Consider the following 10873-nt stretch of genomic DNA (forward strand, 5'->3'; position numbering starts at 1 on the left):
TCAGCCGCGCCCCTCGGCGGCCACCGCGAGCAGCTCCCGGGCGTGGGCCTGCCCGGTGTCGCTGTCGGTCAGCCCGGAGAGCATCCGGGCCAGCTCGCGCACCCGGTCCTCGCCGAGCACCGCGCGGATGTCGGTGGCGGTGACCCCCTGCGCGGTGTCCGGCGACTTGTCGACGACCACGTGGGTGTCGGCGAACGCGGCCACCTGGGCCAGGTGGGTGACCACCACGACCTGGTGCTCGGCGGCCAGCCTGGCCAGCCGGCGCCCGATCTCGCCGGCCGCCTGGCCCCCGACCCCGGCGTCGACCTCGTCGAAGACCATCACCGGCACCGGGTCGGCGCCGGCGAAGACCACCTCGATGGCCAGCATCACCCGGGACAGCTCACCGCCGGAGGCGCCCTTGTGCACCGGTCGCGCCGGCGCACCGGGGTGCGGGGAGAGCAGCAGGGCGACCTCGTCGGCGCCCTCCGGGCCGGGCTTGCCGGGGTCGCTGACGACCTGGAAGGACACCTGCGCGCTCTTCATCGCCAGCCCGGCCAGCTCGGCGCCGACCTCGGCGGCGAACCCCTCGGCCGCGGCCCGGCGGCCCTCGGTGACCTGGGTGGACAGCGCGGCCAGCTCCTCCCGGGCGGTGTCCCGCTCGGCCTGCAGCGCCGCCAGCGCCTCGTCGGACACGTCGAGCTGGGACAGCCGCGCCTCGGCGTCGGCGGCCCAGGACAGCACCCCGGCCAGCCCCTCCCCCGGCTCGGCGTACTTGCGGACCAGGGCGGTGATCAGCGCCCGCCGGTCCAGCACCTCGGCCAGCCGGGCGGGGTCGGCGTCGAGGTCGGCGACGTAGCCGGCCAGCTGCACCGAGACGTCGGAGACCACGGCGACGGCGTCGGCGAGGTCCTGGGCCAGCAGCACCAGGGTGGGGTCGTCGGAGCCGGCCAGCGCCCGCTCGGCGGCGGCCAGCGCGGTGGCGGCGTCCTGGCCGAGGTCGGCGCCGCCCAGGTCGCCGGTGACGTCGCCGACCAGCGCGAACCGGGCAGAGTCGGCCGCGGCCCGCAGCGCGTCGGCGTCCCCCAGCCGCTTCGCCTGGGTGTCGAGCGCCTCGTCCTCACCCGGTTCGGGGGCGAGGGCGCTGATCTCCTCCAGCCCGTGCCGCAGCACGTCGGCGGTCTGCGCCAGCTCGCGGGCCTGCCCGCGCCGGCGGTCGAGGTCGTCGGCGAGCGCGCGCCAGGCGGCGTACGCGGCGCGGTGCCGGTCGACCAGGGCCAGGTGCTCGGCGCCGGCGTACCGGTCCAGCGCGCGGCGCTGCTCGGCCGGGCGGGTGAGCCGGAGCTGGTCGGTCTGCCCGTGCACGGCCAGCAGGTCCTCGGCCAGCTCCGCGACCACGCCGACCGGCACGCTTCGGCCGCCCAGGTGCGCGCGGGAGCGGCCCTCGGCGCTGACGGTGCGGGCCAGGATCAGGCTGCCGTCCTCGTCGGGCTCGGCACCGGCGTCGGCCGCGCGGGCCCACACCGGGGAGTCCGGCGGGAGCACCAGCCGGCCCTCGACCCCGGCGCGCCCGTTCGCGCGGACCCGGCCGGGGTCGGCCCGGCCGCCGAACAGCAGGGACAGGCCGGTGACGACCATCGTCTTGCCGGCGCCGGTCTCCCCGGTCACCACGGTGAGGCCCGGGCCCAGCTCCAGGGTGACGTCGTCGATGGAACCGAGCCCGCGGATGCGCAGCTCGGTCAGCGCGCCGTGCGGTGCGGTCGCCGGGCCGGCCGGGGCCGCCGGGGCCGCCGGGGTGCCGGCCGGCGGGTCGGCCGGGCGGCTCCGGGTCGTCCGGGGCCGCTGCTCAGACCGCGCCGTGCGGGTGGCCACCGCCCACCTCCCCCGGGGTGCGCAGGGCGCCGTCACTGGTGTTGACGTCGCCGGTGAGCACGTTGGTGCGGGTGATCGGCGCCTCGTGGCCGGGACCGTGCGACCGGGCGTCGCGGAACCCGCGCACCGGCAGCCCGAACTTCGCGACGAGCCGGTCGCCGAAGGACGTCGGGTTGACCCGGGCGATCCGCACCGGCCGGTCGGAGCGGCGCACCTCGACCCGGCCGCCGTCGGGCACCTCCACGATCCGGCGGCCGTCGGCGGAGACCCGGGCGCGCGTGCCGTCCGGCGGGACGGCGACGGTCAGCACCGAGGTGGGCGAGGTGACCAGCGGCCGGGCGAAGAGCGCGTGGGCGTTGGTCGGCACCAGCAGCAGGGCCTCGACGTCGGGCCAGACCACCGGGCCGCCGGCGGAGAAGGCGTAGGCGGTGGAGCCGGTGGGGGTGGCGCACAGGATGCCGTCGCAGCCGAAGCTGGTCAGCGGGTGGCCGTCGACCTCCAGGACGACGTCGAGCACCCGGGACCGCTCGACCTTCTCCACCGAGACCTCGTTGAGCGCCCAGGTGCCCTCGCCGGTGGGCCGGCCGTCGGCGTCGAGCACGATGGCGTCGAGGGTGAGCCGCTCCTCGACCTCGTACTCGCACTTCTCCACCGCGGTGAGCATCTCCTCGACCGCCTCGGGCTCGGTCTCGGCGAGGAAGCCGACCCGGCCGAGGTTGACCCCGGTGATCGCCGCGTCGGTGTTGCGGGCCAGCTCGGCGGCGCGCAGGAAGGTGCCGTCACCGCCGAACACCAGCACGATCTCCACGCCGTCGGCGGCGGCGGGCCCGAAGGCGCACACCTCGGCGTCGGGCACGGCCATCGCCTCGGCCTCGTCGTCCAGCAGCCGGACGACGATGCCGGCCTCGGCCAGCCGGGCGGCGGCGGAGCGGGCGAGCGCGACGATGTCGGCCCGGCCGGTGTGCACGGCCAGCAGGACCCGCCGGGTCCGCTCCTCCGTGCCGCAGGCGGCGGCGGTGCCCTCGCTCGCAGGCTCGGTCATCTCGGTCCTTCCTGTACTGCTCGGTCGATGGCGTCGCGGTCGGGTGCGGGTGCGTCCCGGCGCAACCAGAGGAAGAACTCCACGTTCCCGGCCGGGCCGGGCAGCGGGCTGGCGACCACCCCGGCGGTGCCCCAGCCGAGGTCGGCGGCCGCCCGGGCGACGGTGTGCACGGCGTCGGCCCGGTGGGTCAGGTCGCGGACGACGCCGCCGGCGCCGAGCCGGTCGCGGCCCACCTCGAACTGCGGCTTGACCATCGGCAGCAGGTCGGCGGCGGGGTCGGCGCAGCCGGTGAGCGCCGGCAGGACCAGCCGCAGGGAGATGAAGGAGAGGTCGGCGACGACCAGCTCGACCGGCCCGCCGATCGCGTCGGGCGTCAGCTCCCGGACGTTGGTGCGCTCGTGGACGGCGACCCGGTCGTCGGTGCGCAGCGACCAGGCGAGCTCGCCGTAGCCGACGTCGACAGCGACCACCTCGCGCGCGCCGCGGCTCAGCAGCACCTCGGTGAAGCCGCCGGTCGAGGCGCCGGCGTCCAGCGCGCGGCGGCCCTCGACGGCCACCGGGAAGGCCTCCAGCGCACCGAGCAGCTTGTGCGCGCCGCGGGACACCCAGCTGGGGGCGTTCGGGTCGGTGCGGACGACGACCGGCGACCCGGCCTCCACGCCGGTCGCGGGCTTGGTGGCCGCCTGCCCGCCGATGGTGACCCGGCCCTCGGCGATGAGGCTGACGGCGTGCTCGCGCGAGCGGGCCAGCCCCCGGCGCACGAGCTCGGCGTCGAGCCGGCTGCGTCGGACCATCAGAGCTGGTCGATGGTGGACAGCTCGCCCTGCAACCGGTCGTGTTCGGCCTCGAAGACCGCGACGTGCTCGGCCACCGGACGGTCGGCGAGGTCGGCGAACCGGGCGCCGTCGGCGGTGGGGTCGGCGGCGGGGTCGGCGGCGGGCGCGAGGGTGCGGGGCGGACCGGGGACCGGTCGCGGCGGTGCTGGGTCGGTCACGGTCTCCTCCTCCCGGGTGCGGTCAGGCCTGCCTCCCGCAGGTTACCGGCCGGGGCCGACGGACGACGGTGCGCTGGGCGGACCGGTGGACGGGCCGCCGTCCGGCCTGCGGTGCCGCCGGGGCGACGGTGCAGGTGCCTCGGGCGCGCCGGTAGCGTGCCTCTGCGGACCGCCCGGCCGGGACGAGCCCGGTCCCTGGCTGATGGAGGCACCCGCACGTGGCGACGCTGGAAGAGTGCATGACCGCCCTGGACGGCTTCGTGACGGAGCTGGCCGCCCGGGACGCCGCCCGGGACCTGGACCGCAGCGTCTCCTGCCGCATCACCGACCTGGGGCAGGTCGTCGCCGGGCGGATCGCCCGCGGCGCCGTGCACGACCTGGCCGCCGAGCCGGACGGGCCCTCGGTGCCCAAGGCGGACATCCGGCTGACCATGAGCAGCGACGACCTGCTGGCGCTCACCTCCGGGCAGCTGTCCTTCACCCCGGCGTGGGCCAGCGGCCGGGTGAAGCTCGAGGCCGGGCTCCGCGACATGCTCCGCCTCCGCTCGCTGCTCTGAGCCCGGACCCGCGCTGAGCCCTGCACCGAGCCCAGCGCGGGGGCCGGACCGGGAGCTCATGCCGCGCCGAGCCCCCAGCCGGCCAGCGCGGTGGCGGCTGCGCCGTCCCCGGCGGTGACGGCGGCGGCCGCCCCGTGGTCGGGGTGCCGCGCCCAGTGGGCGACGGCGAGCGCCCGCAGCCCGTCGAGGCCGTCGCCGTCGTCGCGGTGACCGCCGACGGAGCGCAGCGTGAGCCGTTCCCCGGTGGCCTCGGCCTCCCAGCCGGCACAGCGCCAGGCACCCTCGACGGCGGTGACCGCCGGGTGCGGCACCAGCACCCCGGCGGCGTCCGGCGCGATCAGGTCGGGCCGGTGGTCCGGGCGCGCGGCCAGCACGTCGGCCGGCGTGGCGACCCCGGTGAACACGAGCAGGCTGGCCGCGCCGGCCCGCCGGGCGCCCTCGATGTCGGTGTCCAGCCGGTCCCCGACGACCAGCGGGTGCCGCGCCCCGGTGCGGCGGACGCACTCGGCGTGCATCGCCGGGTCGGGCTTCCCGGTGACCAGCGGCGGCTGACCGGTGACCGTGCTGACGACGTTGACGAGCGCACCGTTCCCGGGGAGCACGCCGCGCGGCGAGGGGATGGTGGCGTCGGTGTTCGTGGCCACGTGCCGCGCCCCGCCCCGGACGGCGACCACCGCCTCGGCCAGCTGCGCCCAGCCCACGCCCGGGCCGTAGCCCTGCACCACGGCAGCCGGGGAGTCCTCGGCCGTCTCCACGACGCTCAGCCCGGCCGCGGTCAGCGCGGCGGCGACGCCGGGGCCGCCGACCGGGAGCACCCGCCCGCCCGGGCCGACGAGCCCGGCGACGACCGACGCCGCTGCCTGCGAGCTGGTGATGACGTCGTCCGGCTCCGCGGCGACGCCCAGCTCGGTCAGGTGTGCGGCCACCTGCTCCGGCGTGCGTGCGGCGTTGTTGGTGACGAAGCCCAGCCGCATGCCCTGCGCCGCGGCCCGCTCCAACGCTCGGGGCACCCCGGGGACCGCGGCGGGTCCCACGTAGACGACGCCGTCGAGGTCGAGCAGGGCGACGTCGAAGGTCTGCGCCGGCGGGACGTCGGCCCCGGCGCTCAGCGGCACCGGCGGCCGGGCCGGGCCGGTCACCCCTCACCGCCCGGGCGGCGGACGGTCGGGACGGACCCGGGGGTCGGCTCCGTCGTCGGCAGGGTGGTCGGCGGGGCGGGCGGCAGCGCGGTCGGCATCGTGCTCCTGGTGGTCGGCATGGTGGTCGGCGTGGTCGTCGGCGTCGCGAGGGTCTCGGTCGTCATGGTCACGGCAGCTCCTCGGCGAGACCGCGGCGGGTCCGGACTCCGCGCAGCGCCCGCGCGTAGTGGGTGAGGTCCGGGCGCATGGCCACGGCCAGCGCGAGGTGCTCGGCGGCGAGCTCCAGCTCACCGGCCCTGCTGGCGGCCAGGCCCAGCCCGAAGTGGGCGTAGTGGTCGGTCGGGTCGGCGCTGGTGAGGCGGGTGAAGCTGTCCATCGCCTCGCGGTGGCGGCCGGCGTCGTACTGGGCGCGGGCGAGGCCCTCGAGGACGCTGCGCGACCCGGGCTCGGCGGCCAGGGCCCGCTCGAGCAGGGTGGCCGCGGCGTCGGGGTGGCCGTCGCCGAGCAGCCGCAGCCCACGCCGGTACCACTCGTAGACCCCGCCGTCCGGCTGCCCCGGATCCGCCACCACCGCTCCTTCCCCCGTGCGCCGACCGGCCGGTCTCACCGGGCGGACGCGCTGCTGGCAGACGCCGCCCCCGGCTCCCCGCCGACGCGCTCCTACGATCGACCTCGTGCCCTCGACGCCGGCGGACTCCCCGCCTCCGGACGCGACGGGCCTCGACGTCCGGCCGTTCCGTGCGCTGACCTACCGCGACGCCCGCCCGGAGCACCTGGCGCGGGTGAGCTCGCCGGCCTACGACCTGGTGACCGCGGCGGGCCGCGACCGGCTGGCCGCCGCCGACCCGCACAACATCGTCCGCCTGATCCTGCCGCACGTCGACCCGGCACCGGGCCCCGGCGACGACCGGTCGGCCCGGGACCGCCGCTCGGCCGCCACGGCCGCGGCGACGCTGGACAGCTGGCTGGACCACGACGTGCTCGTCCGCGACCCGCTGCCGGCGCTGTGGCGCTACGAGATGGCAGCCCCCGGTGTGGACCCGACCACCGGCTGGCTCGGTGCGGTGACACTGCCGCCGCCGGGCTCGGCCGCGGTGCTCCCGCACGAGGACACCTTCGCCCCGGCCGTGGCCGGGCGGACGGCGCTGCTGGCCGCCACGCACACCGACCTCGAGCCGATCGTGCTGGCCCACGACCCGGACCCCGAGGTGGCCGAGCTGACCCGGCGGACCGGCGCCGGCGCGCCCTCCCTGGAGGTCGCCGACCCCGACGGGGTGGTGCACCGGCTGTGGCGGGTCACCGATCCGTCGGCGCTGCAGCAGCTGACCCGGGCGCTGGCCGGCACCCGAGCGGTGATCGCCGACGGGCACCACCGGTTCGCCGCGGCCCGGGAGCACGTCGCCGCCGGGCACCGGGACGGTCCCGACGAGGACTCCGGTCACGGCCGGGTGCTGGCGCTGCTCACCCCGATGGGCGCGGGCGGACTGCAGGTGCGCGCGATCCACCGCGTCGTGCCCGACCTCGCGCTGGACGAGGCGCTGACCCGCGCCGGCGACGGCTTCCGGGTCCGTGCAGTGCCGACGCCCGGCGGCGACGTGCGGGCCACGGCGCTGGCCTGGACCACCGGGCGGGGCGGCCCGGCGTTCCTGGTGACCGACGGCGCGCGGCTGTCCGAGCTGTCCGAGCCGTCGCCGCGCACGACGGCTGCGGTGCCCGGTGAGGCGCCCGCGGCCTGGCGGGGGCTGGACGTGGTGCTGGCGCACGCTGCGCTGATCACCGGGCTCTGGGGCCGGGCCGACGACCCGTCGTCGGTGCTGGTGGCCCACGACGTCGACGAGGCGCTGCGGCTGGCCGACGACCGGTCCGGCGTCGCGCTGCTGCTCCGGTCCCCCTCGCCGGCGGACGTGGCGGCGGTCGCCCGCGCCGGCGCGCGGATGCCGCGCAAGTCGACGCTGTTCGTGCCGAAGCCGCGGACGGGGCTGGTGCTGCGCCCGCACGGCGACTGACCCGGTCACGGCTCAGGCCGACCGGGGCGCCGTCCGCTGCCCGCCCCGGGCCACCTTGCGGCCGCGACGGCAGCTCACCTCGTACGCCACCGCCGTGCCGGTGGGGGTGCGCCAGAACCGGCGCTGCAGCGCGCCCTCGACCTCGACCACGTCGTCGGTGGTCCAGGCCGTGGCGTAGCGCTGCAGCGCCGGCAGCAGGCTCACGCAGGTGATCACGTCGGACTTCGGCCCGCGGGGACGCGGGTCCGCCCGGCGCACGACGAGCTTGAACACCAGGAGCGTGTCGCCGCTGGGCAGCGGACGCAGCTCCGGTGGCGCGGACAACCGCCCGCGCAGGACGACGTCGTTCCGGTCGATGACGGCGAGGCTCATGGGGCGAGCCTCGCCGTCCGCCGACCCACCGGCCAGGGTCGTCGTCGACCTGTGGACGACCCTGCCGGATGTGGACGACGCAGCTCAGACCGTCGGGGGCTGGTGCTCCTCGTCGGCGGCCGCCTCCTGGAAGAGCCGGGTGTGGTCGCGCTCGACCGGCGGCGGGACCTCACCGAGCAGCTCGGCGACCTCGGCCTCGATGTCGGCCTGGGTCACCTCGCCGCCCACCTCGTCGGACAGGTCCCGGCCGAGCGCCTCGTCGGAAACCTCCGCGTCCGCGTCGGGCGCGGCGGTCACGGCGTCACCGTCAGCGCTGTCGTCGTCCTCGTCGTCGTCGTCGACAGGGGCCTGGTCGTCCAGGACGAGCGCGCCGAGGTCGGTGTCGTCCTCGACGTCGTCGTCCTCGTCGTCCTCGCCGTCCTCGCCGGCGAAGTGCTCGGAGACGCCGGTGAGGTCGTCAGGGTCGGCGGCGGCGATGGCAGACCACCACTGCTGGGCCAGGTCCTGCTCCCCGCGGGCGGCGAGCAGGTCGGCATAGGCGCTGGCCAGGCGGAGCCGGCCGAGGTCGGGGGTGCCCAGGCCGGCCGGGGTGGGCCGGCCACCGAGGGCCGCCTCGAGGACCAGCGCGGCGGCGGCGCCCTCACCCAGGTCCTGGCGGGCGCCGGACTCGACGAGGCGGAGCTCCACCAGCTCCTCCTCGTCCGGCGACGCGGCGAGCGCCTCCTGGACGAGCCGGAGGGCGTTCTCCGGGCGGCCGAGGGCGCGCTCGCAGTCGGCCAGCACCGCGCGGTAGCTCTCGTCGCCGCTCATCCGCGCGTAGGCGCGGAGCTCGCGGGCGGCCTCGGCGAAGTCACCGGCGTGGTACGCCGCCACCCCGACGGCCTCCCGCACCGGGGCCAGCCGGGACGCCCGATCGCGGGCTGCGCGGGCGTGCTCGAGCGCGAGCTCGGGGTCCTCCTCGATCAGGCCGCCCGCGGCGACGAGGTGCCGGCCGACGATGTCGGCGTTGCGGGAGTCGAGGCCGCGGAGGGCGGTGCGCACCGCGGGGTCGAGCTCACCGGCGTCCGCCCACTCCGGGAGCTCGGGACCGGGGGCTCGACGGGGGGCGGCGTCGTCGCGGCCGGCCGGGCGGCCCGCGGGACGACGGTCCTGCCACGACGGTCGGTCGCCGGCGCCGTCGGTGGGGCCACCGGCGCGCTGCGGCCGACGGTCCTGCCAGGCGGGACGGTCGTCGCCGGTCCGACCCTGGGTGGGCGCACCACCGGGGCCGCGGCTGCCTGCGAGCCGGTCGCGCTGCGGTCGGTCCGCGCCGGGAGCGCGGTCCTGCCACTCACGTCGGGGAGCCGCCGCCGACTGCGGACGGTCACCCGAGGGGCGACGGTCCTGCCATGCCGGACGGTCACCCTGCGAGCGACCACCCGACGACTGCGGACGGTCGCTCCCGGGACGACGGTCCTGCCATGCCGGACGCTCACCCTGCGGACGACCACCAGAGGACTGCGGACGGTCGCCACCAGCGCTGCGGTCCTGCCACTCACGCCGGGGAGCCGACGAGGACTGCGGCCGGTCGCCGGCGGGGCGGCGGTCCTGCCAGCTGGGACGGTCACCTTGCGGACGACCCCCGGACGACGGCGGGCGACCAGCGCCCGGGGCGCCGCGGTCCTGCCACTCGCGACGCGGACCACCCGAGGACTGCGGACGACCGCCACCGGGCGCACGGTCCTGCCACTGACGACGCGGACCACCCGACGACTGCGGACGGTCGCCGGCGGGGCGACGGTCCTGCCAGCTGGGACGGTCACCTTGCGGACGACCCCCGGACCACGCCGGACGTCCAGCGCCTGGGGCGCCGCGGTCCTGCCACTCGCGACGCGGACCACCCGAGGACTGCGGACGACCGCCACCGGGCGCACGGTCCTGCCACTGACGACGCGGACCACCCGACGACTGCGGACGGTCGCCGGCGGGGCGACGGTCCTGCCAGCTGGGACGGTCACCTTGCGGACGACCCCCGGACCACGCCGGACGTCCAGCGCCTGGGGCGCCGCGGTCCTGCCACTCGCGACGCGGACCACCCGAGGACTGCGGACGACCGCCACCGGGCGCACGGTCCTGCCACTCACGGCGCGGACCGCCGGAGGACTGCGGACGGTCGCCGGCGGGGCGACGGTCCTGCCAGCTGGGGCGGTCACCCTGCGGACGCCCACCGGACGACGCCGGGCGACCGCCACCGGACCCGCCACGGTCCTGCCACTCGCGACGCGGGCCGCCCGAGGACTGCGGACGGTCGCCGCCGGGACGACGGTCCTGCCAACTGGGTCGGTCACTGTTCTGGGGACGGCCGCTCTGCGCGCGCCCACCCTGGGGCCGACCGCGCTCGGGCCGGTCGCCGCCCTGCGGACGGTCGCGCTGTGGGCGCTCGCCGGCCGGACGGCGACCCCACTCGCCGCCGGCCGCACCACCCCGAGCCCGGTACGCATCGTCACGTGACGATCCACCGCGCGTCGGGGCGGCGTCGTCGCCACCGGTCGGGCGCGAACCGCGGTGACCCGCCGGACGCTGCGGCCGGCCGCCGGCGCCACCCTGGCGGGCACCGCCACCGTTCGCGCCTCGAGGAGCGCCGGTCCCTCGGCCTCGGTCGGAGCCGCTAGGGCCGCGTCGCGGAGAAGTCATGATGTGGGGGTACCTCACTGGTGAACGGCGCACGCCCGATAGGGGCACCTGGAACGGGCTCGCATCCGACCGCAGCGTCGCTGGACAGCGCGGTACGGACGGTCGACGAAGAGCGGACAAACGCACGAAACGGGAGCCGGAGCGCGATGCTCCGACCCCCGTTTCGTTGAGTTATGTCCGGCGGCGTCCTACTCTCCCACCCGGTCCCCCGGGCAGTACCATCGGCGCTGAAAGGCTTA

General features: G+C 77.7%; 11 protein-coding genes. 2 read left to right on the forward strand and 9 right to left on the reverse strand.

Features of this window, described 5'->3' with window-relative positions; all coding sequences use genetic code 11:
• The 4 genes from recN to HL054_RS21565 are packed head-to-tail and all read right to left on the reverse strand — an operon-like array spanning position 1 to position 3887.
• On the reverse strand, positions 1 to 1851 hold the full coding sequence (gene recN, locus HL054_RS21550) for a DNA repair protein RecN (RefSeq protein WP_369141183.1): 1851 nt from the start codon (positions 1849 to 1851) through the stop codon (positions 1 to 3).
• Positions 1826 to 2893 carry an NAD kinase gene (locus tag HL054_RS21555; protein WP_369141184.1) on the reverse strand — a complete coding sequence of 356 codons (1068 nt, stop codon included), beginning with the start codon at positions 2891 to 2893 and terminating at the stop codon, positions 1826 to 1828. Before HL054_RS21555 ends, recN begins: the two co-directional genes overlap by 26 nt.
• Positions 2890 to 3687, reverse strand: coding sequence for a TlyA family RNA methyltransferase (locus tag HL054_RS21560; RefSeq protein WP_369141185.1), 798 nt, complete (start codon positions 3685 to 3687; stop codon positions 2890 to 2892). The genes HL054_RS21555 and HL054_RS21560 overlap by 4 nt, the downstream gene beginning before the upstream one ends.
• On the reverse strand, positions 3687 to 3887 hold the full coding sequence (locus HL054_RS21565; protein ID WP_369141186.1) for a hypothetical protein: 201 nt from the start codon (positions 3885 to 3887) through the stop codon (positions 3687 to 3689). Before HL054_RS21565 ends, HL054_RS21560 begins: the two co-directional genes overlap by 1 nt.
• Before the next feature lie 218 nt (positions 3888 to 4105).
• Between HL054_RS21565 and HL054_RS21570 the strand changes: the two genes are divergently transcribed.
• Entirely contained in the window at positions 4106 to 4444 is a 339-nt protein-coding gene (locus tag HL054_RS21570) for an alkyl sulfatase C-terminal domain-containing protein (RefSeq protein ID WP_369141187.1), read from the forward strand.
• A 56-nt stretch (positions 4445 to 4500) separates the two neighbouring features.
• Here HL054_RS21570 and HL054_RS21575 read toward each other — a convergent pair whose 3' ends face one another.
• Genes HL054_RS21575 through HL054_RS21585 form a run of 3 tightly spaced genes read right to left on the reverse strand, consistent with a single transcriptional unit; the run spans position 4501 to position 6151 of the window.
• Complete coding sequence (locus HL054_RS21575; protein WP_369141188.1) at positions 4501 to 5583, reverse strand: HAD-IIA family hydrolase; 1083 nt, start codon at positions 5581 to 5583, stop codon at positions 4501 to 4503.
• Positions 5580 to 5753 (reverse strand): hypothetical protein, encoded by a 174-nt coding sequence (locus HL054_RS21580; RefSeq protein ID WP_369141189.1) that lies wholly within the window; start codon positions 5751 to 5753, stop codon positions 5580 to 5582. The genes HL054_RS21575 and HL054_RS21580 overlap by 4 nt, the downstream gene beginning before the upstream one ends.
• Positions 5750 to 6151: a tetratricopeptide repeat protein gene (locus tag HL054_RS21585; RefSeq protein WP_369141190.1), complete on the reverse strand. Its 402-nt coding sequence runs from the start codon at positions 6149 to 6151 to the stop codon at positions 5750 to 5752. The genes HL054_RS21580 and HL054_RS21585 overlap by 4 nt, the downstream gene beginning before the upstream one ends.
• 106 nt (positions 6152 to 6257) lie before the next feature.
• Here HL054_RS21585 and HL054_RS21590 point away from each other — a divergent pair, with 106 nt between their 5' ends.
• Positions 6258 to 7589, forward strand: a complete 1332-nt coding sequence (locus tag HL054_RS21590) for a DUF1015 domain-containing protein (RefSeq protein ID WP_369141191.1) — start codon at positions 6258 to 6260, stop codon at positions 7587 to 7589.
• A gap of 12 nt (positions 7590 to 7601) precedes the next feature.
• Here the strand turns inward: HL054_RS21590 and HL054_RS21595 are convergent, their stop codons facing one another.
• The gene (locus HL054_RS21595) at positions 7602 to 7961 is read right to left on the reverse strand and encodes a single-stranded DNA-binding protein (RefSeq protein WP_369141192.1); all 360 of its coding nucleotides are present in this window, start codon (positions 7959 to 7961) and stop codon (positions 7602 to 7604) included.
• 84 nt (positions 7962 to 8045) lie between these two features.
• Positions 8046 to 9002: a tetratricopeptide repeat protein gene (locus tag HL054_RS21600; RefSeq protein ID WP_369141193.1), complete on the reverse strand. Its 957-nt coding sequence runs from the start codon at positions 9000 to 9002 to the stop codon at positions 8046 to 8048.
• Between the last annotated feature and the right edge of the window lie 1871 nt (positions 9003 to 10873).

Origin of the sequence: Modestobacter versicolor, assembly GCF_041028285.1 — a bacterium.
Classification (GTDB): Bacteria; Actinomycetota; Actinomycetes; order Mycobacteriales; family Geodermatophilaceae; genus Modestobacter; species Modestobacter versicolor_A.